The organism is Mycobacterium montefiorense, assembly GCF_003112775.1.
In the GTDB taxonomy this organism is placed as follows: domain Bacteria; phylum Actinomycetota; class Actinomycetes; order Mycobacteriales; family Mycobacteriaceae; genus Mycobacterium; species Mycobacterium montefiorense.
Genome location: NZ_BFCH01000018.1, coordinates 889871 through 908578, shown reverse-complemented (window position 1 = coordinate 908578; position 18708 = coordinate 889871). Strand labels below are relative to the sequence as shown.

Annotated in this window: 21 protein-coding genes; 16 read left to right on the top strand and 5 right to left on the bottom strand. The window is 63.0% G+C overall.

Features of this window, described 5'->3' with window-relative positions; translation table 11 throughout:
* The first annotated feature begins 7 nt into the window (after positions 1–7).
* The 3 genes from DB708_RS16670 (at position 8) to DB708_RS16660 (ending at position 2939) form a co-directional block, all read left to right on the top strand.
* The gene (locus DB708_RS16670) at positions 8–1024 is read left to right on the top strand and encodes an agmatine deiminase family protein (RefSeq protein ID WP_201263538.1); all 1017 of its coding nucleotides are present in this window, start codon (positions 8–10) and stop codon (positions 1022–1024) included.
* Positions 1025–1226: 202 nt separating this feature from the next.
* Positions 1227–1691 carry a hypothetical protein gene (locus tag DB708_RS16665; protein ID WP_108923625.1) on the top strand — a complete coding sequence of 155 codons (465 nt, stop codon included), beginning with the start codon at positions 1227–1229 and terminating at the stop codon, positions 1689–1691.
* Between the two features lie 117 nt (positions 1692–1808).
* The gene (locus DB708_RS16660; RefSeq protein ID WP_108923623.1) at positions 1809–2939 is read left to right on the top strand and encodes a nitronate monooxygenase; all 1131 of its coding nucleotides are present in this window, start codon (positions 1809–1811) and stop codon (positions 2937–2939) included.
* A 6-nt stretch (positions 2940–2945) separates the two neighbouring features.
* Here the strand turns inward: DB708_RS16660 and DB708_RS16655 are convergent, their stop codons facing one another.
* Genes DB708_RS16655 through DB708_RS16645 form a run of 3 tightly spaced genes read right to left on the bottom strand, consistent with a single transcriptional unit; the run spans position 2946 to position 3919 of the window.
* On the bottom strand, positions 2946–3170 hold the full coding sequence (locus DB708_RS16655; RefSeq protein ID WP_108923621.1) for an Rv1893 family protein: 225 nt from the start codon (positions 3168–3170) through the stop codon (positions 2946–2948).
* Positions 3171–3224: 54 nt separating this feature from the next.
* The gene (locus DB708_RS16650) at positions 3225–3515 is read right to left on the bottom strand and encodes a hypothetical protein (RefSeq protein ID WP_108923619.1); all 291 of its coding nucleotides are present in this window, start codon (positions 3513–3515) and stop codon (positions 3225–3227) included.
* A 5-nt stretch (positions 3516–3520) separates the two neighbouring features.
* Positions 3521–3919 (bottom strand): hypothetical protein, encoded by a 399-nt coding sequence (locus tag DB708_RS16645; RefSeq protein WP_108923617.1) that lies wholly within the window; start codon positions 3917–3919, stop codon positions 3521–3523.
* Between the two features lie 333 nt (positions 3920–4252).
* Here DB708_RS16645 and DB708_RS16640 point away from each other — a divergent pair, with 333 nt between their 5' ends.
* From DB708_RS16640 to DB708_RS16630, 3 genes are all read left to right on the top strand, one after another.
* Positions 4253–5527: a cytochrome P450 gene (locus DB708_RS16640; RefSeq protein ID WP_108923615.1), complete on the top strand. Its 1275-nt coding sequence runs from the start codon at positions 4253–4255 to the stop codon at positions 5525–5527.
* A 178-nt stretch (positions 5528–5705) separates the two neighbouring features.
* Positions 5706–6236 (top strand): YceI family protein, encoded by a 531-nt coding sequence (locus DB708_RS16635; protein ID WP_108923613.1) that lies wholly within the window; start codon positions 5706–5708, stop codon positions 6234–6236.
* A gap of 97 nt (positions 6237–6333) precedes the next feature.
* Complete coding sequence (locus DB708_RS16630; RefSeq protein WP_108923611.1) at positions 6334–7263, top strand: class I SAM-dependent methyltransferase; 930 nt, start codon at positions 6334–6336, stop codon at positions 7261–7263.
* A gap of 15 nt (positions 7264–7278) precedes the next feature.
* Here DB708_RS16630 and DB708_RS16625 read toward each other — a convergent pair whose 3' ends face one another.
* A complete protein-coding gene (locus DB708_RS16625) occupies positions 7279–8394 on the bottom strand; it encodes a DUF7159 family protein (protein ID WP_108924355.1) in 1116 nt (371 codons plus the stop codon).
* Between the two features lie 639 nt (positions 8395–9033).
* Here DB708_RS16625 and ag85B point away from each other — a divergent pair.
* The 7 genes from ag85B to DB708_RS16590 all read left to right on the top strand — a co-directional run bounded on the left by ag85B (position 9034) and on the right by DB708_RS16590 (position 14385).
* Positions 9034–10023: a diacylglycerol acyltransferase/mycolyltransferase Ag85B gene (gene ag85B / locus DB708_RS16620; protein ID WP_108923609.1), complete on the top strand. Its 990-nt coding sequence runs from the start codon at positions 9034–9036 to the stop codon at positions 10021–10023.
* A 76-nt stretch (positions 10024–10099) separates the two neighbouring features.
* Positions 10100–10639, top strand: coding sequence for a chorismate mutase (locus DB708_RS16615; protein WP_261859458.1), 540 nt, complete (start codon positions 10100–10102; stop codon positions 10637–10639).
* Positions 10640–10771: 132 nt separating this feature from the next.
* A complete protein-coding gene (rpfC, locus tag DB708_RS16610) occupies positions 10772–11182 on the top strand; it encodes a resuscitation-promoting factor RpfC (RefSeq protein WP_165839837.1) in 411 nt (136 codons plus the stop codon).
* A 37-nt stretch (positions 11183–11219) separates the two neighbouring features.
* Positions 11220–11693 carry an SRPBCC family protein gene (locus tag DB708_RS16605; RefSeq protein WP_165839836.1) on the top strand — a complete coding sequence of 158 codons (474 nt, stop codon included), beginning with the start codon at positions 11220–11222 and terminating at the stop codon, positions 11691–11693.
* 14 nt (positions 11694–11707) lie between these two features.
* A complete protein-coding gene (locus DB708_RS16600) occupies positions 11708–12553 on the top strand; it encodes an SDR family oxidoreductase (RefSeq protein ID WP_108923603.1) in 846 nt (281 codons plus the stop codon).
* A gap of 13 nt (positions 12554–12566) precedes the next feature.
* Positions 12567–12980 carry a lipoprotein LpqH gene (locus tag DB708_RS16595; RefSeq protein ID WP_108923601.1) on the top strand — a complete coding sequence of 138 codons (414 nt, stop codon included), beginning with the start codon at positions 12567–12569 and terminating at the stop codon, positions 12978–12980.
* An 82-nt stretch (positions 12981–13062) separates the two neighbouring features.
* Positions 13063–14385 carry a cytochrome P450 gene (locus DB708_RS16590; protein ID WP_108923599.1) on the top strand — a complete coding sequence of 441 codons (1323 nt, stop codon included), beginning with the start codon at positions 13063–13065 and terminating at the stop codon, positions 14383–14385.
* A 7-nt stretch (positions 14386–14392) separates the two neighbouring features.
* Here the strand turns inward: DB708_RS16590 and DB708_RS16585 are convergent, their stop codons facing one another.
* Positions 14393–15310: a dienelactone hydrolase family protein gene (locus DB708_RS16585; protein WP_108923597.1), complete on the bottom strand. Its 918-nt coding sequence runs from the start codon at positions 15308–15310 to the stop codon at positions 14393–14395.
* Positions 15311–15391: 81 nt separating this feature from the next.
* Here DB708_RS16585 and DB708_RS16580 point away from each other — a divergent pair, with 81 nt between their 5' ends.
* From DB708_RS16580 to DB708_RS27995, 3 genes are all read left to right on the top strand, one after another.
* Positions 15392–15835 carry a limonene-1,2-epoxide hydrolase family protein gene (locus DB708_RS16580; RefSeq protein WP_108923595.1) on the top strand — a complete coding sequence of 148 codons (444 nt, stop codon included), beginning with the start codon at positions 15392–15394 and terminating at the stop codon, positions 15833–15835.
* Positions 15836–17469: 1634 nt separating this feature from the next.
* Positions 17470–17643: a 5'-phosphate oxidase gene (locus DB708_RS16575; RefSeq protein WP_235616791.1), complete on the top strand. Its 174-nt coding sequence runs from the start codon at positions 17470–17472 to the stop codon at positions 17641–17643.
* Between the two features lie 421 nt (positions 17644–18064).
* Positions 18065–18190 (top strand): hypothetical protein, encoded by a 126-nt coding sequence (locus DB708_RS27995; RefSeq protein ID WP_261861114.1) that lies wholly within the window; start codon positions 18065–18067, stop codon positions 18188–18190.
* Positions 18191–18708 lie beyond the last annotated feature (518 nt).

The following is an 18708-nucleotide window of genomic DNA, read 5'->3' as shown; positions in this document are numbered from 1 at the left end:
TTATCGCATGCCGGCAGAATCGGCGCCGCAGGATCGGGTCTGGATGGCGTTCCCTTGCGAAGGTTATTCACTGGGGAACAACAGGCAGGCAAGACATGAGGCGCGCGCGACATGGGCGGCGGTGGCTCATGCTGTTGCCGAGTTCGAACCGGTGACGGTGGTCATTGATCCGGGCGAGCGCGCGGTGGCCAGGCACTACCTTTCGGCAGATCTCAGCATCGTCGAGGCGCCGTTGGACGATGCCTGGATGCGTGACATCGGTCCGACGTTCGTGCATGCTGACGACGGATCCGTGGTCGCAGTCGACTGGTCGTTCAACGGCTGGGGCGCTCAGGACTGGGCTCGATGGGACCGCGACGCGAACATCGGCCGATTCGTGGCAGGGCTTGCCGGCACTCCGACCGTCGATTCGCCCCTGGTCAACGAGGGTGGCGGCATTCAAGTCGATGGCGAGGGCACCGTCCTGGTCACCGAGACCGTGCAGCGTGACCCGCGCCGCAACCCAGGCATGACGCGTGCGGACGTAGAAGCCGAGCTAGCCGGCGCGATCGGGGCAACCCACGCGGTCTGGCTGCCCCGGGGGCTGGCTCGGGACGCTGAACGTTTCGGCACCCGTGGGCACGTCGACATCGTCGCCGCTATCACCTCGCCGGGCCGACTCTTGCTGCACACCCAGCGCGACGCTGCACATCCGGATTATCTTGTCTGCCAAGAGATTCGTGCTGTGCTGGAGGCCAGCCACGACGCTGCGGGGAGATCGTGGGAGATCACTGAGATGCCCGCCCCCGCAACTCTCGCCGACGCTGACGGATTCGTCGACTACAGCTATATCAACCACCTGGTGGTCAACGGCGGGGTCATTGCCTGCAGCTTTGGCGACGTTACGGACGCCTCCGCGCTGGCCGTCCTGGCGGAGCAATACCCTGGCCGGAAAGTGGTGCCAGTAGACGCACGGCCATTATTCGAACGAGGCGGCGGGATTCACTGCATCACCCAGCACCAGCCATCGGCCCAGCAAGCCTGACTGGGCCTCGTAGTCCTCCTGGATCACAGCGCAACCCATCGAACCTATGTTCGGATAGTGCGACCGCCCACCGACCGAAGCGCTCGCGTTGACACCGCTGAAATGCAAGTGGTGCAAGTGGTTTCAGCGTACGCATGCCGTGTTTCGGCTGCTGGGAAACAATGGAACGACGCCAAGCGGTCGACGGGAGGTGATAGGCGCCATGGCGGTCTTACTGACGGCTTGCAGCGGGTTCCTTTTCGCTGTCCTGTGGATGGATTTGATTTTCGACGTCCAGGTTTTCGGGCACCGAACCTCCGGCGACGAATTGCCCGAACCGGTGCTGGCTTCCATCGCGGGCTACTACCACCGCGCGACCACGACGTCGCGACCGATGAGCCGCCTGATAGCCCTGGTTATGTTGATTTTATTGGGCGCGTTAGGTTTTCAGGCAACCCTGGGACGAGACCCGGCCTGGCTGCTGGTGTTGTCGGCCGGGCTTGGCGGTATCCCGGCGATGCTGGCATTGACGCAGACGGTTCCCGACGCGGTTCGGCTCGGCCATCGCAGCGATAGCGTGCCCGAACAAAGCCGTCTGGCGCGGTCGGTCTGCCGCGATCACCTGGTCTGTGTCGGGTGCATGTTCGCGTTCCTGGTGCTGTGGGTGGCCCGCACGCTGACTCTGTGACACGTGGCAGCGACACGTCGTAGTTGCAGGGCGTTAGTCAGGGGCCGCTGGCCACGTCATGGGCGCGCGTACTAAACTAGAACACGTTCCAATTCGGCCAGCATCCCAGGAGTTGTAATGCACACCCCTATTTGCGACGAACTCGGCATCGAGTTCCCGATCTTCGCCTTCACGCACTGTCGCGATGTCGTGGTGGCGGTCAGCAAGGCCGGGGGGTTCGGCGTGCTCGGAGCGGTCGGCTTCACGCCTGAGCAGCTCGAGATCGAGCTCAACTGGATTGACGAGAACATCGGCGACCACCCGTATGGCGTCGACATCGTCATCCCAAACAAGTACGAGGGGATGGACTCGAACCAGTCCGCCGAAGAGCTTGCCGAGACGCTGCGCAAGATGGTTCCGCAGGAGTACCTGGACTTTGGAAAGAAGATCCTCGCCGATCATGGCGTGCCGGTCGAGGACAGCGACGGCGACACTCTGCAGCTGCTCGGGTGGACCGAGGCGACAGCCACGCCCCAGGTCGAGATGGCGCTCAAGCACCCGAAGGTGAAGATGATCGCCAACGCGCTCGGCACTCCGCCGGCGGACATGATCAAACACATCCACGACGCCGGACTCAAGGTTGCCGCGCTGTGTGGCTCCCCCTCGCAGGCACGCAAACACGCCGACGCGGGCGTCGACATCATCATCGCCCAGGGTGGCGAGGCCGGCGGACACTGCGGCGAGGTGGGCTCAGTGGTGCTGTGGCCGCAGGTCGTCAAGGAGGTGGCTCCGGTCCCCGTCCTTGGTGCCGGTGGCATCGGTAGCGGCCAGCAAATCGCCGCGGCGCTGGCGCTGGGCTGCCAGGGCGCGTGGACCGGCTCGCAGTGGCTGATGGTTGAGGAATCCTCGAACACCCCGGTTCAACAGGCCGCGTACGTGAAGGCCGGTAGCCGCGACACCGTGCGTAGCCGTTCGTTCACCGGCAAGCCGGCACGCATGCTGCGCAACGACTGGACCGAGGCGTGGGAGAACCCGGACAACCCGAAGCCACTCGGTATGCCGTTGCAGTACATGGTTTCCGGCATGGCCGTGCGGGCGACGAACAGGTACCCCAACGAGTCCGTCGACGTGGCGTTCAACCCGGTCGGTCAGGTTGTCGGGCAGTTCAACAAGGTGGAGAAGACGTCGACCGTGATCGAACGCTGGGTGCAGGAGTACCTGGAGGCGACGAACCGGCTCGACGAACTCAACGAGGCTGCCGCCGTCTAACGGCGGCTAGTCCTCGTCTACGTCGTACTTACCGCCGGAGAAGACTTCCTTGGTTTTCTCGACGGCGTGAGTCGCGATATCGATCGAATTCTCGACGATGCCGCTGACCCCGCCCTTGAGGTCGCCTCGGATGATATCGCTGGCGTTTTCGACGATGTCTGAAGCCTTTTCGACTGCGTTGGTCGCGATGTCCTTGACCGCGTCCACGGCGTCTTTGGGGTTGATCGCCACCGGAGTCTCCTATCGTTGCGGACTTGAAAAGAACTTGGCTACGACTCTAGAGGGTCAGTAATCGACCAGGGTGCGCCAGTAGTCCTCGGGGATTTCGGCGCCGGAACGCAGCACCTGCGCCAACCCCACAGCCATCGCGATGCCGAGCAGACCGAGCCACAGGCCCGCCAATCCGATAACCGCCCACAGCGCGGCGGTGACGCTGGGCCACGGCGATAGCACCGCGAGCACCGGAGCGAAGAAGAACCCGGTCCCGATGTACCAGGCAGAGCCGGCGCGGTCGAACGTCAGCACGAAGCGCAGCCATCGTGGAATCGGGCTTTGAGCCGGCCGGCGTTCGCGCATGGTCGTTATCCGGCAGGCGGGAAGAAACCTGCGCCGGTGAACCAACCTTCCTGCCACCCTTGAGCTCCCAGGCAGAGCATTGGAAGTCCGCGGTCCGACTGTGCCGCGGTCTGCGGGCCGGGGCACTTCGCGCCAGCCTGCTGGACTCCAAACAGCGGATACGAGATCACCCAGTACCCGGTGGTCGCCGCGGGGAACTGGTTAGGCGGCGGGAAATGACACGCTTCGGCCTGACCGCTGGGGCCGCGTCCGAAGATGAAGCTTTCGTAGTTATCGCACGGCGCACCCAACGAAGCCTGATAGTTCATCCCTGGCACGTCGCCCTCGTAACCGGCTGCTGCAGACGGTGCCACTGCGACGGCACTAGCCGTGATCGCAGCGACGCCGATTAGTTCGCGAATCATTCGCTACACCCCTTCGCGTGAGCGTCACCTGGTCCGTCGGTGTGGCGGTGACCTGGACCAAAGCATATCGATTGCGCCGCGCGCCACAAGGCCGTTCGTGCGCCGTCTTCGCCGGCCCACCGCCGCCGGTGTCCTGCCCCGGGCCGCCCGGTGCTTGGACGACCCCGCCAAGACTCACGAAGTCGCTGACGGCGATGCCCGGAACTCATCACCGGTGAACATGTTGCAATTTGGTCGGTCGAAGTTGTGTCAATGCTTCCCAACAGCGGTGCTGCAGTGGTTTATTTGGCACAAGACACACGACTAGAAGACTTCGTATCGAGGAGTGGGCCAATGACGACCACCAAGCCGATCCCCAACCTCCCTCCGGGGTTCGATTTCACCGATCCAGACATTCACGCCAAGCGACTGCCAGTGGAAGAACTGGCCGAGCTGCGACGTACCGAGCCGATCTGGTGGAACGAACAGCCCGATGGTTCCGGCGGGTTCGACGACGGCGGCTTTTGGGTGGTGTCCAAGCACAAGGACGTCAAAGAGGTTTCGATACGCAGCGACGTGTTCTCCAGCCTGGAGAACACCGCCCTGCCTCGCTACCGCGAGGGCACGGTCCGCGAGCAGCGCGAGACGGGCAAGTTCGTGTTGCTCAACATGGACGCCCCTCAGCACACTCACCTCCGCAAGATCATCTCGCGCGGCTTCACGCCCCGCGCCGTCGAGCGGTTGCGCGACGACCTCAACGAGCGCGCCCGGCAGATCGTCGCGACGGCTGCCGCCGAAGGCTCCGGCGATTTCGTCGAGCAGGTGTCGTGTGAGCTTCCGCTGCAGGCCATCGCCGGGCTGATGGGGGTGCCCCAAGAGGAACGTATGAAGCTGTTCCATTGGTCCAACCAGATGGTGGGTGACCAGGATCCCGAGTTCGCCCGCAACGATGCGATGGGCGCTTCGGTGGAACTGATCACCTACGCGATGCAGATGGCGGCAGACCGGGCGCAGAACCCGGGCGACGACATCGTCACCAAGTTGGTTCAGGCCGATGTCGACGGCCACAAGCTGTCCGACGACGAGTTCGGCTTCTTCGTCATCCTGTTGGCCGTGGCCGGAAATGAAACGACCCGCAACTCCATCACCCAGGGCATGATGGCGTTCACCGATTTCCCGGATCAATGGGAGCTGTACAAGCGGGAGCGTCCGGCCACCACCGCCGACGAGATCGTCCGCTGGGCTACCCCGGTGACGTCGTTCCAGCGCACCGCGCTCGAGGACTACGAGCTGTCCGGGGTGCAGATCAACAAGGGGCAGCGGGTGGTGATGGTGTACCGCTCAGCGAACTTCGACGAGGAGGTCTTCGACGACCCGTTCACCTTCAACATCCTGCGTAACCCCAACCCGCACGTGGGATTTGGCGGTACCGGTGCCCATTACTGCATCGGGGCCAACTTGGCGCGCATGACGATCGACTTGATGTTCAACGCGATTGCCGACGCGATGCCCGATCTGGAATCGGTTGGCCAACCCGAACGGCTGCGGTCGGGTTGGCTCAATGGAATCAAACATTGGCAGGTCGACTACCACACCAATGGGGATGGAAAGTGTCCCGTCGCGCATTAAGGCACTGATTCGACCGGGGGTATTCCGATGCCCACGCATTAAGCTGTCGAAATACGTTTCCCCGGTGAGTCTTTGGATCTGGCGAAGATTTTAGCCAGGCAACCGGGCCGTGACAGGACGCACTACCGCACCGTGTTGACCAGGTGAATACAGTCGGTCTGTGACTGACTTGTGGACAATGGACGCTGCCGACGGCGAACTGCTTCTTCGTACCGGCGTCAAGGGCCGGGCCGCGCGGATGGGCCACCGCCTCACGATCGCGATGACACGCTGGCAGGCAACGGTGCGATGGGCTGATGCCAATCCCGTTGCGGCCGAACTCGTAATCGAGGCGGGCTCGTTCGAGGTGATCAGCAGTCAGGGCGGCGTCAAGGGGCTCTCGGGTCCCGAGAAGGCCTTGGTGCGTTCCAACGCGCTCAGCTCACTGGACGCCAGCCACTTCCCCGAAATCCGCTTCGCCGCCGCCGTCATCGAAGAGACCGAAAAGGGCTACCGGCTGACCGGTACGCTGGCGATCCGCGGCATCCAGCGCGACCACGTAATCGATTTGCACACAGAGGATCTCGGAGACTCATGGAGAATGTCCGCCGGATCCACAGTTCGTCAGTCCGCTTACCGCATCAAGCCGTACTCGCTGCTGATGGGCTCGGTGCAGGTCGCCGACGACGTCGCGTTGTCTTTCACCGCGCTGCACGCCAAGGACGATTGAGTCCCACTGGCGGTACCGGCTGCCGAGTGTATCCTCGGCAGGAGATTCATTAATTCAGCTAAGTATCTATTGTTTTGCCTCGTCGAAAGGGGTCGGAATGCCTCGTACGGACAACGATTCGTGGGATCTGGCGACCAGTGTCGGAGCGACCGCCACCATGGTGGCAGCTGCTCGGGCGGTCGCTACCAAGGCCGATAAGCCGCTGATCAACGATCCCTTCGCCGAACCGCTGGTGCGAGCTGTCGGAATCGAATTCCTCGCACGCTGGGCCAATGGCGAAATCGATGCGGCCGATATCGACGTTGCCGACGAGGCATGGGGTTTGCAGCGGATGGCCGACCTGATGGGTGTCCGCACGCCGTATTTCGATGCGTTCTTCCGCGATGCGATGGACGCGGGCATCCGCCAGGCCGTGATCCTGGCGTCCGGACTGGATGCACGGGCCTATCGGTTGTCTTGGCCGGCCGGTGCCACGGTTTTCGAGATCGACCAGCCCGAAGTATTGCAGTTCAAGAACTCCACGCTTGCCGATCTGGATGTGCAACCGGCGACGGCGTTGCGGGTAGTGCCGATCGATCTGCGAGACGATTGGCCAACGGCATTGCGCGAAAAGGGCTTTGACGCCACCCAGCCCAGTGCGTGGATCGCCGAAGGGCTGTTGGCATTCTTGCCACCCGATGCCCAAGATCGCTTGTTGGACAACATCACCGATCTCGCCACGCCCGGAAGTCGTTTGGCTGCTGAGATTTTCGGCAGCCGGCCGGATGAAAACGGTGATCAGGCGCCGGACATGGTTGCTGTCGCCGGCGAGCGCTGGCGTGAGTACGGGTTCGACGTGGTACTCGCCGACTTGCGCTATGACGTTGAGCGCAGCGATGTTGGCGCATATCTGGAAGGCCACGGCTGGCAGACGGAAGTTAGGACGCTGAATCAATTGTTCGCGGACAACGGTCTAGCCGAAATGCCTTCGGTCGCAGGCGATCCTGCCGCAGACGCTTACTACTGCACTGCGATTCGGCAGCCCTAGGCGCCCGGCACGGACCTAGGGCTGGGTCGGCTCGGCCGGCGTGGTCGGATCGCCGGTGTCGCCCGGTATGTGTTCGAGCACCCGCGTCAAATACGGTTGCGGGCCATTCGGGTCGGGCTGCTGCTCGGCGAGAGTGCCTTGCTCGTCCGGCGCCCCGGGTCTCGAAACCGGTTCAGCCTGGCCCGGCGCCAGTGTCGCGGCTGCCGGTGGTGCGACCGGGTGCTTCGCGGCCTCGGCAACTTCTGGTGTCGGCGCGTGCACCGAATGCTTCGCCGATGCGTGCCCTGCGTCGGGAGCGAGCTGAATACCCACGGCAACTGCTAGCGAAGAGACGAAGGTGACCGCGCCGGCGGCCAATGCGGTCACAGCCCCCGCGTAGGACAAGTGTCCGGGTCGCCGTGGCGGCGCGGCGGGCGCGGGTTCGCTGGTATGCGCGACGAGTTGCTCGTCGGTGAACTCGGTGCTTCGAGCCGCCCCGAGCGCCGCGCCGCGTGCGACTGTCACCTGCGCCATGGTCTGCGCGAAGACCGGGACCGGCAGGGCCTTTTCGAGCTGCCAGGAGAATCCATCGATGTCGCTGTCAGCGCCGACCACAACCACGCCTCCCGGGCGCCATCCGCTGCGTTCGAACATTCCGGTCAGCCAGGATCGCAGCCCGTCGAAGCCGCCACTGACGTGTTTGACGGCTGTTTGAGTCTCGCCGTCGTGGGTGTCGACCATGACGACGGTCGCCCGCTCGTGTTCGAGAAGGCAGACCGCGGTCTGCTCGTACCCGATGACCGGAGCGATAGCCCGCGCGAGGGTCTCGACGGCCTCCAGCAACCGAATCGGCACCACATTGTCGAAGCCGGCGTCGGTCAGCGCCTCTAGCAGCAGTGCGGCTTGCGCGGCCGCATCGTCGTTCCACGTCACCCCGATGACGCGCAAATGGTGATCGCTCGCGTTGGCCTGCGCGTCTACCCGCAAGACCTCTTGTGCCACCTGTTCTGCGGTACTCACAGCGGGCACGCCGTGATCGGCGTGCAGCGCCGATTCCTGGTGGTCCAGGATGGTGCCGTCTGCGCCGTGCCCTTCAGCGAGGACCCACCCGAAGGTGGTCGGCGTCAGTGATAGCCCTAGTACCGTGTCCAAAGTTTGCACCTCAATCGTCCCGGACTCCGAGGCCCTGCCTAACCATCGCGCACCATAAAGTCCGCTGGTGCGGTGATTCGAGAGGGCCGGAACGGACCGGGTTTGCGTTCGGTCTCCATCGGCTTGCTTCGAGAGAGCCTACGCGGTCGTGGCGGGTTCGGCTGCACCGATATCAGTTCCCGGGAAATCCCACGCGCAGGCCCAGCTGACGGCGGAATCGAACTAATTATCGAACGCGTCAGCCGCATCGGCGCCGCCTCGCGGGCGGTGGTCCGCCGCCGTACCAACTGTCAATGCAGCTAACCGTTGGGCCGATTGGCGGTCGCCGTAGGCGCGTCGAAATCGGCAGCTGATCTTGATTAGACAACATTTGTAGCCTTTGTTGTCGCACACCACTCCCCTGGCGCCGTGGTTTTGGCGTTGCCTCCTCTACCTGGTGGTTTGCCAAGCGATGGCGCCAAATTAGGCCGCGGAAGCGGGCTCCAGCTTTGCCGATCAGCTATCGGTGTCGGTCAATTTTTTGCAGTTCCCGATACAAAACCGAGATGACAACGCGTCCCAATCGACATTTGACCTATTCGCACGGTAAATTCTGCGAGGGCACCACGCGACTACAGACGACCGACAAGGGGCGCAGGTATGACAGACGTGAGCGAGAAGATCCGGGCCTGGGGGCGCCGGCTTTTAGTCGGTGCGGCAGTGGCTGTCACCCTGCCGGGCCTGATCAGTCTTGCCGGCGGAGCGGCCACCGCGGGAGCTTTCTCCCGCCCAGGCTTGCCCGTTGAATATTTGCAGGTGCCGTCCGCCGGGATGGGCCGCGATATCAAGATCCAGTTCCAGAGCGGCGGCGAAGGCTCGCCTGCCGTGTACCTGCTCGACGGATTGCGGGCCCAGGACGACTACAACGGCTGGGACATCAACACTCCCGCCTTTGAGTGGTACTACAAGTCCGGCCTGTCGGTCGTCATGCCGGTCGGTGGACAGTCCAGCTTCTACACCGACTGGTACCGCCCCGCGTGCGGGAAGTCTGGCTGCTCGACCTACAAGTGGGAGACGTTCCTGACCAGCGAGCTGCCGGGATACCTGTCGTCGCAGAAGGGCGTCAAGGCGAACGGCAGTGCCGCGATCGGGATCTCAATGGCGGGTGCATCGGCAATGAATCTGGCGATCTACCACCCGGCACAGTTCGTCTACGCCGGTTCGCTGTCCGGCTACCTGAGTCCGTCCACTGGCCAGGGCTGGATAGGCCTGGCGATGGGCGATGCCGGCGGCTACAAGAAGGAAGACATGTGGGGGCCCGATAACGACCCCGCGTGGCAACGCAACGACCCCTTGGTCAACGTCGGCCGACTCGTCGCCAACAACACCCGGCTCTGGGTGTATTGCGGTAATGGGACGCCGAACGAACTGGGCGGTGCAAATTTGCCGGCCACGTTCCTCGAGAGCAATTTCATGATCGGCGTCAACAAGAAGTTCCAAGACGCCTACAACGCCGCGGGCGGCCACAACGCCGTGTTCAACTTTCCGCCTTACGGAACCCATAGCTGGGAGTACTGGGGTGCTCAGCTCAATGCGATGAAGGGTGACCTGCAGAGCAGCTTGGGTGCTTCCCCCGGAGGCGGCGGATAATCGGCCTGTGCCGCAAGGGATTTCGCTACTGCGCTTGACGGAAATCGTCAGGCGCAGTAGCGCGTCAAGGGCCCTTTTGGCCATGGCGCTAACGCTGTCGGCCGCCACTTTGCTGCCAACATCGGCACGAGCCGACACCAGCGCATTGACCGAGCTGGTCGATGCCGCCGCGCACCGGCTGCAAATTGCCGAGCCGGTCGCCGCATTCAAATGGAATTCGCACGGCACCATCGAGGACCCGGGCCGCGTTCAAGAAGAACTCGCGAAGTTGAGTGCCGATGCCGCCAGTGAACACATCGACCCGTCCTATGCCACCCGGGTGTTCGGTGACCAGATCAACGCCACCGAAGCGATCGAGTACACCCGCTTCGCGGGGTGGAAGCTCAATCCGTCGAATGCGCCTGCTGGTTCGCCCGACCTGTCGGCGTCACGGTCGGAGATCGACGGGCTCAACCAGACGATGATGAGTCAGATCGTCGCCCACTGGGACCTTCTGCACGCGCCGGCGTGTGGCTCGCAGCTCGACGCCGCGCGGGCTGTCGTTATAAGAATTCGGCAGCTCGACACCCTCTACCAGCAGGCCTTATCGCTGGCGACGCAGGCTTATTGCGCTTAACTATCGGCTGCACGGGTGCCGTAAATAGCTTGTGACGTGCCGATTTCATTGCCATAGAAATGCCATAAACTTCTTATCTCGCGAACCAATCGAATCGGTAACGCTTTCTACACACACGCCGAATTGCTTGACATGAGAAACTTGGGGAAGCCTCTCGTCAAGTACGCGATTGTGGGCGGGTTCATTGCAGCGACCCTAGGCCCGGCGACCGCCGAGGCTGGCGCGGCGCCGACTCCCAACTGGGACGCGATCGCGCAGTGTGAATCCGGCGGCAACTGGCACGCCAACACCGGAAACGGAGTCTACGGCGGACTGCAATTCAAGCCGACCACCTGGGCCCGATACGGCGGTGTCGGCAACCCTGCCGCGGCATCCCGCGAGCAACAAATCGCGGTTGCCAACCGGCTTTTCGCTGACCAGGGTGTGGAGCCCTGGCCCAAGTGCGGTGCTCAGTCCGGCCTCCCGATCGGGTGGTACTCGCACCCTGCGCAGGGCATCAAGGAGCTCATCAACGGGCTGATCCAGGCCGCCATGCCGCACTGATGATCAAATCGGGCGCGGCCTAGGTTCACGGCCGAGCATGTGTTTGGATCGGGCGATGGAAGGTTCGGCAACCGTACATATGGCGGCACCTGCGGACACGATTTGGAACGTGATTTCTGACGTCCGCAACACCGGAAAGTTCTCACCGGAGGTCTTTGAAGCCGAGTGGCTGGGTGATGCGACCGGCCCGGCCCTGGGCGCCAAATTCCGCGGCCACGTGAAGAGAAACGAGATCGGGCCGGTTTATTGGACGACCTGCGAAGTCACCGCATGCGAACCCGGCCGTGAATTCGGATTCGCGGTCTGTCTCAACGACAGACCGGTCAACAACTGGCACTACCGGTTGGCTCCATCGGGCGCCGGCACGGACGTGACTGAGTCATTCCGGCTCAGCCCGGCACCGTGGCTCGGCGTCTACTGGTTGTTTGGCGGCTTTCTGCGCAAGCGCCGGAACGTCCGTGATATGACCAAGACGCTGAACCGCATCAAAGATGTGGTTGAGGCGGGCTGACAAGGAAGGGTGGTATGCCAGGCGTCGTCAAATCGGTCTTCATCACTGGTGCGGGCAGTGGCATGGGCCGAGAAGGGGTCAGGCTTTTCCACGCCAACGGCTGGCGGGTGGCAGCGGTGGACCGTAACGCTGACGGTCTGGCGGCCCTGGTCGGCGAGCTTGGCGACGAGCGCCTGTGGACTCGCGCCGTCGACGTGACGGTCAAGGCGGATCTGGGCGGCGCCTTGGCCGACTTTTGCGCCGACAATGCCGGCGGCGGCCTGGACATGATGTGGAACAACGCCGGGGTCGGCGAATCCGGCTGGTTCGAGGACGTGCCCTATGAGGCCACCATGCGGGTCGTCGAGGTCAATTACAAAGCCGTGCTGACCGGGGCCTACGGCGCGCTGCCCTACCTCAAGAGAGCCCCCGGCAGCCTGATGTTCTCGACGTCATCGTCGTCGGCGACCTATGGCATGCCGCGCATCGCGGTCTACTCGTCGACCAAGCACGCGGTCAAAGGGCTGACCGAGGCGCTTAGCGTTGAATGGGAGCGGCACGGGGTTCGCGTCGCCGACGTATTGCCGGGTCTGATCGACACCGCCATTCTGACCACGACGCCCAACCACTCCGCTGATGGTGGCGCGCCGATGACCGCAGACGAGCTGCGCGCCACCGCGCCTAAGAAGGGCATGCTGCGGCTGATGCCGGCGGCCAGCGTGGCCGAAGCCGCATGGCAGGCTTACCACAGCCCGAAGCGGTTGCATTGGTACGTGCCGAAGAGCATTCGCATGATCGACCTGCTGAAAGGCCTGAGCCCGGAGTTTGTCCGCGGCCGCATCGCCAAATCGCTGCCCGGGTTGATGCCGAAGCGGCAGTAAAGGAGCCGAAGTGATGCAGTACAGGTTGGTCGCGGTCGGGTTTGCCCTTGTCGCCTGTGTCGCCGGCTGTGCCGAGCCCCAGACGACGCCGCGTGCTGCCGCGCATCTGACCATCGACGGCACCAGTCACGCGGCACGTCCGGCCGCGTGCAGCCAGTTGCAGTCCTACCGGACCATCGACATCCGCGACCGTGACGGCCAGGTGGAAGCGGTGGTGTTGTTCAGCGCATCTCGGGTCATCCCCCAGTGGGTGAAGATCCGCAACATCGACGGGTTCACCGGAAGCTTCTGGCAAGGCGGGGTGGGCGAAGCGCACGCCGACGCAACCAACAGTGCGTACACGATCTCCGGCAGCGCCTACGGCATCAACAACAGCAATCCCAACAAGGTCATCACCACGGACTTCAAGATCACCGCGGACTGCTGAAATTGACCGGTTAGCGACGGGGATTCCGGGCCGCCCCCGGCATACGCTTTTGCGATACACCCGCCTGGCTGAGGGAGGCGCAGTGAAGGAGCGATTGCACTGGCTTGCGATGCACGGGTTCATTCGGGGCGTCGCGACGATCGGGCTCCGGCGCGGTGACATGCAGGCCAGGCTGATCGCCGACCCGACGGTGCCCGCCGACCCGATGACATTCTGCGACGAACTGCATGCGCTGGGCCCGATGGTGCGAGGCCGCGTCGGCTATTTGGCCGTCGACCATGCAGTGATCCATGGTCTGCTGCGCTCCGACGACTTCCGGGTGGTGGTGCTGGGATCGAATCTGCCGGGGCCGGTGCGATGGCTGGAGCGCCGGGCGCGCGATGATCTGCTGCATCCGTTGCGCGAGCCCTCGCTGCTGGCGACCGAGCCGCCGGATCACACGCGCTACCGCAAGACGGTGTCGGCCGTGTTCACGTCGCGGGCGGTCGCCGCGTTGCGCGATCGGGTGGAGGAAACCGCGGCCAACCTCCTCGACGAGTTGGCCGATGAGTCCGGTGTCGTGGATATCGTCGGACGGTATTGCTCGCTGCTTCCGGTCGCCATCATCAGCGATATCTTGGGTGTGCCCGAGCACGACCGGCCGCGCGTCCTGCAGTTCGGCGAATTGGCAGCTCCCAGTCTGGACATCGGATTGCCGTGGCGCCAATACCGCATGGTGCAACAAGGGATCGCCGGATTCAACGCATGGCTCGTCGGTCACCTGCAGCAATTGCGCCGCTCGCCTGGTGACGATTTGATGAGTCAGCTGATTCAGACCGCCGAAAGTGGCGTGGAAGAAACACATCTCAACGAAACCGAACTCACCGCGATTGCCGCCTTGGTGTTGGCCGCAGGGTTCGAAACCACGGTAAACCTGTTGGGCAACGGGATTCGTATGTTGCTCGACGCGCCCGAGCATCTCGACACGTTGCGCGAACGTCCTGAATTGTGGCCCAACGCTGTTGAAGAGATCCTGCGGTTGGACTCGCCGGTGCAACTCACGGTGCGCAAGGCCCTCAACGACGTCGAGCTGGCCGGCAGGCAGGTCAGCAGCGGAGACATGGTGCTGCTCTACCTGGCCGCCGCCAACCGGGATCCGTCGGTGTTCCCCGACCCGCATCGCTTCGACATCGAACGCCCCAATGCGGGAAGGCATCTCGCGTTTTCCGGGGGCCGCCACTTCTGCCTGGGCGCCGCGCTTGCCCGCGCTGAGGGCGAGGTGGGGTTGCGGGCCTTCTTCGACCGCTTCCCCGAGGTGCGTCCGGCCGGTGCCGGGACCAGGCGCGCCACCCGAGTGCTGCGGGGTTGGTCGAGCCTGCCGGTAGCGCTCGGGCGGGCGCGAGCGATGGCACCGCTAGACGCCTAGGTGCCGATCATTGCTGGGCCAGGTAGCGGCTCAGCCAGTCCAACAGGCGCTGCCAGGCGTCAGTCGCGGCCACGGCGTTGTAGCGAGGGCCGGTGTCGTTGAAGAAGGCATGGTCGGCGTCGGGTTCGACCACCAGGCCGTTGACCAGCCCATACTGGTCGAGAGCAGCCTTAGCCATTGCTCGAGAACCGGTGACCCTGGTGTCCAGGGCGCCGTAGATACCCAGCACTGCTGCTTTGGCTCCGGTGAAGTCGGGATTGGGTGGCAACGGCCCGTAGAACGCAACGGCAGCCGAGACTCCCGGAGCGCCGGCGGCCAGCAGTTGCCACACCAGTCCCCCGCCGAAGCAAAAACCCACCACCCCAACCTTTTGCGCCGGCGCGCGGAGCTTCAATTCGGCGACGCCGGAGTTTATGTCGTGGGTGAACTGCTCCGGCGCGATAGAGCTGAGCGCCGCGGTGGCCTCCGCCGGATCCCGGAACGCAGCGGTTCCGCCCTTGGCGGAGAGCAGGTCTATGGCGAGCGTCGAATACCCGGCCCCGGCCAGCCGGCCGGCGACCGATCGCACCCAGTCGGTGAGTCCCTTGTTCTCGTGGATGACCAGCACGGCGCCCTTGGGATCTGCCGCCTGCGCCCACGCCCCTTGCAGTTGCCCCGTCGACCCACTCCACGAGATCGACGATGGGGTTAGCGCGTTCGCCATACCGGGCGGTTGCATTGGGCCAGTTGATGTTTCGGGGGCCGACGTGGCTTTGGAAGTTTCGGACTGTTCGTGCGGCACGGAGCACGCCGCGAGCAGTGCGGCCGCGGCCGCGCCACCCAGGCCTAGCAGCGATAGCCGCCGCATGGCCTCGCGTCTGGTCAGCAAGCCTTCGACGTGGTCGGTGGCGATCTCGTCGGCGATGTAACGCTGCAGCGGGTTCACCTTGGCGAGTATCCGCCTGCGCCGCGGCGGTTGACACCCGTGCAGCGATCGAGTTTATTTGCCGCTATGACAGACGTTTCTATGATCGCGGTCGAGGATGTCGTACTAGGGCTGTGGCGGGCGCTTTCACGCCGGGACTGGGATGCAGTCCAGTCGTTCCTCGCCGAAGACTGCCTCTACGTCGACATGCCGGTGCCCGCGTTGGCGGCGCGTGGTCCGGAAGACACCGTGAAGCGACTCAAGATGGGGCTCGAGCCGCTCGCGGGCTACCAGAACCACGACGGTGTGCTGTTATCGAATGGCGCCGATGTGATGTACGAGCACTCCGAAACCTGGACCTTCACCTCGGGTGAACGAGGCGTGCTCAGATTCGTCACGGTACATAAAGTCGTGGACGGCAAGATCACGGTCTGGAAAGACTACTGGGACATGAACAGCCTGGTCAGCTTCGCGCCCCCGAACCACTTCGAGGCGCTGGCAACTGCCGACACATCATGGATTTTCGATGCTACGGGTCTGATCTAGGACCGATTTCGTTCACTTACGGCTGCGACTAAAGGCAGTAGTTACCCGTGGGTATCATCTAGCGTGGTCCAGCAGATCTCGGTTATGATCTGCACCGGCCGAATCGGGTCTGAATGCGGTGGTGGGCGCAGTCATGCCAGCTATTTGTTATTTGGAGTCGGGAGCGGCCATTTTTCGTGCCTCCTGATGCCACGCCCGTGGCTTGTCTTGAGCCGGGCGCCTACCTGGACGAACGGAGTGCGAATGTCGCGCGTAACCACCAAATTCAGTGTCGCTGTGGTCCTCGGCTTCACCGCTGTGACGGCGTCAGGATGTTCGCCGATCCTGTCGCTCTTCTCGTTTTAATGCCTTGACGCGTGGGGCAAATTTCGGCGCTTCGGGTCTGATCTGAGACGTCGTTTCTTCGCTGGTTGGCGTGCCCGGTGGTTGGGGCCGTCAACGGTTGGCGAAAGCTCGAAAAGCGGGCTGAGCCCATGTGCGCGGCGGGTGGCGCTGGTGTATCTGTGACAGTGATTCACTCCCGCCGCGAGAGCCTCGGGTTCTGTGCGGTATTCGTGTAAATGCAGCAGTGGGCGTCTTGATGTCGCCTATTTGTTGTCCGGAGTCATAATCGGCCATTCGTTGCGCCTGCTGACGCCCGTCCCAGTGTGGCTTGAGCTGGGTAATTACTGAACGAATGGAGTGTAAATGCTGCGTATTATCAGCAAATTAAGTGTTTTTTTGATACTCAGCCTGACGGCAGTGACAGCGTCAGGATGCTAGCCGATGTTTCTGATGTGAGTTTTCTGAATCTGTGACAAACAGACTGTCTGGCATGGTATTTCGAACGCGGTCCGGCCGCGCGGCGGGCAGCAGGCGTCGTCCATGTTTGGGTAATGCGCACCGCCGTGAGTATCACCTGGCAAATCAACATGACCAGATTATTTGTCGGTAAAACTGGCATATGAAGCAGATCTCGGGTTAGTATCTGGACCGACCGAATCGGGTCTGAATGCGGTGGTGGGCGCCTTCATGCCGACTATTTGTTGTTCGGAGTCGGGAGCGGTCTTTCTTGTGCCTCCTGACGCCATGGACCTGGCTCCAAATTGAGTCGGGCGCAATCGGGACGAATGGAGTGCGTTATGTCGGGCATCACCAGCAAGATCACCGTCGCTGTAATCCTCGGAGTTACCGCGTTGTCGGCGACGGGATGTACGCCGGTCTTCTCGCTCATCACCGTATCTATGTAAGCCCGGGCGACTTGTCGCACTGTGTGCCAGGCGCCCGGGCGTAGCCGCCAGTTGAGTGGGTTGCCCCTTCGGAGCCCCTGACCACGACCTGATGCCCTCGGGTAGGCATCATGTTGGTTCGCCACAGTGTGGGAGTTCACCGACGCCCCTTGCAATGCGGCGGGCTGTTTGTCGTCCGCCCGGGCCAGCGAGTACTTCGCGGCCCGGGCATCGACGGATTTCGCGTGCTGGCGAGAGAGCGGTCGGCGGCGCACTATGCACTGCTCTAGTCTCAGGTGTAGCCATACACCGATGAACGTCGCCGGTTCGGCGAATCCCGAGCCATTCCTTGCCGGACATACAGGATCATGAACAGGGCGTGCCTCTGCGACGCCTCAATCACATCGTGACGGGGAGGATGACCTGATGCCGCGTTTCGAAACTGAAATGGACGTCTGTCCCCACTGTCGCCGGCCAGCCGAGGCCACAGTCGAGTACATCCGCGACGACGACGGCAATGTGGTCCGGAGGGTGGTGCGCGACATCAGCTGCCAATACACCGACTGCCCAGGTAGCGAAGTACCCCCGCATTGGGCCTAGCCAACATGCGCATCGTGACGCCGGTGGGTCACCGCTCGCGCCGCATACCGCCAAGCATCTCGGGTTGATTGGCCGTGCACCGGACGTGGAATCGGCAGTCGCGGACACAAGACGGGGCGCCCCGCGCGTCAGATTTGTCCTCATTTATCGTGCGTCCGATTCGCATCCCCTTGTGCGACAACTGATCTTGATTTTGCAGCATTCGAAAGTCGCTGCGGGCCAACAATTTACGTTGTGACATACCGGGGCTATGACGAACCGGCCAGAACCGTACTGGTTGAATGGAAAGTCGAAAAAACTTTCGGGAGTTTTCGCGAAAACCCTCGTGATCATGGACTTTGGCATCGTATTGTACGTGTGTCTCGGGCAACAGAACGGCTCTCTGGCAACAGAATGTCCTTTAGACGAACGGGGGCTTTTCATGTCACGTCTTAGTAGCAAGATCGCCGTCGCCGTGATCCTCGGCTTCACCGCGCTTACGGCATCGGGGTGCACGCTGCCGCTCACCTTCGACCCAGGCACCTCAGGCTTGACCTTTTCGCTTTAGGAAGGCAGTCACCAGACGTGGGGTGAGTCCGCGATAATCCCTGTGAGAGCAGGGATTATCGCGGATCTCCTCGCTATAGCCCGACCACCGGGTGCGTCTGGATCGGGGACGCATATCACGGACCGGCTGCACTGCGGGCGGGGGCCATACCTTTCGAGTCGCCGAAATCCATTGTGCTGCATGGATGATTTGGCGCATTCCCTGCGAGGTAGTCACGGTCCGGTCAGCAGGCCATCGGCTGGCGATGCGAACTCCGCCGCGCGATCGCCCGCGCGGCCTTTCCGGCAACGTCTGCGACCTAAAAAGGTCTATGCGACCAGGAAAATTTATATTGTTGCGGTACAACAGCTTTCGGATGTATCGTAGCTCCGGGCGTGCCCGATGAGAGTGCGCCCAGAGCGACGCGATCAGCTTGCTTGCGACCGAGATAACCGGCCAGTCGCTATTAGGGCGTGCAGGTGAATGGGGAGCAATCGATGGTGAGAGGGACTGTGCACCCCGACGCTGTGACAGCGGTA

Excerpts from the sequence above, each read along its gene's own strand:
- DB708_RS16645 (WP_108923617.1), bottom strand. The coding sequence starts at position 3,919 with ATGATTCGCGAACTAATCGGCGTCGCTGCGATCACGGCTAGTGCCGTC.
- DB708_RS16635 (WP_108923613.1), top strand. The coding sequence starts at position 5,706 with ATGGACGCTGCCGACGGCGAACTGCTTCTTCGTACCGGCGTCAAGGGC.
- DB708_RS16580 (WP_108923595.1), top strand. The coding sequence starts at position 15,392 with ATGATCGCGGTCGAGGATGTCGTACTAGGGCTGTGGCGGGCGCTTTCA.
- DB708_RS16650 (WP_108923619.1), bottom strand. The coding sequence starts at position 3,515 with ATGCGCGAACGCCGGCCGGCTCAAAGCCCGATTCCACGATGGCTGCGC.
- DB708_RS16600 (WP_108923603.1), top strand. The coding sequence starts at position 11,708 with ATGCCAGGCGTCGTCAAATCGGTCTTCATCACTGGTGCGGGCAGTGGC.
- DB708_RS16665 (WP_108923625.1), top strand. The coding sequence starts at position 1,227 with ATGGCGGTCTTACTGACGGCTTGCAGCGGGTTCCTTTTCGCTGTCCTG.
- DB708_RS16670 (WP_201263538.1), top strand. The coding sequence starts at position 8 with ATGCCGGCAGAATCGGCGCCGCAGGATCGGGTCTGGATGGCGTTCCCT.
- DB708_RS27995 (WP_261861114.1), top strand. The coding sequence starts at position 18,065 with ATGTCACGTCTTAGTAGCAAGATCGCCGTCGCCGTGATCCTCGGCTTC.
- DB708_RS16640 (WP_108923615.1), top strand. The coding sequence starts at position 4,253 with ATGACGACCACCAAGCCGATCCCCAACCTCCCTCCGGGGTTCGATTTC.
- rpfC (WP_165839837.1), top strand. The coding sequence starts at position 10,772 with ATGAGAAACTTGGGGAAGCCTCTCGTCAAGTACGCGATTGTGGGCGGG.
- ag85B (WP_108923609.1), top strand. The coding sequence starts at position 9,034 with ATGACAGACGTGAGCGAGAAGATCCGGGCCTGGGGGCGCCGGCTTTTA.
- DB708_RS16595 (WP_108923601.1), top strand. The coding sequence starts at position 12,567 with ATGCAGTACAGGTTGGTCGCGGTCGGGTTTGCCCTTGTCGCCTGTGTC.
- DB708_RS16575 (WP_235616791.1), top strand. The coding sequence starts at position 17,470 with ATGCCGCGTTTCGAAACTGAAATGGACGTCTGTCCCCACTGTCGCCGG.
- DB708_RS16630 (WP_108923611.1), top strand. The coding sequence starts at position 6,334 with ATGCCTCGTACGGACAACGATTCGTGGGATCTGGCGACCAGTGTCGGA.
- DB708_RS16660 (WP_108923623.1), top strand. The coding sequence starts at position 1,809 with ATGCACACCCCTATTTGCGACGAACTCGGCATCGAGTTCCCGATCTTC.
- DB708_RS16605 (WP_165839836.1), top strand. The coding sequence starts at position 11,220 with ATGTGTTTGGATCGGGCGATGGAAGGTTCGGCAACCGTACATATGGCG.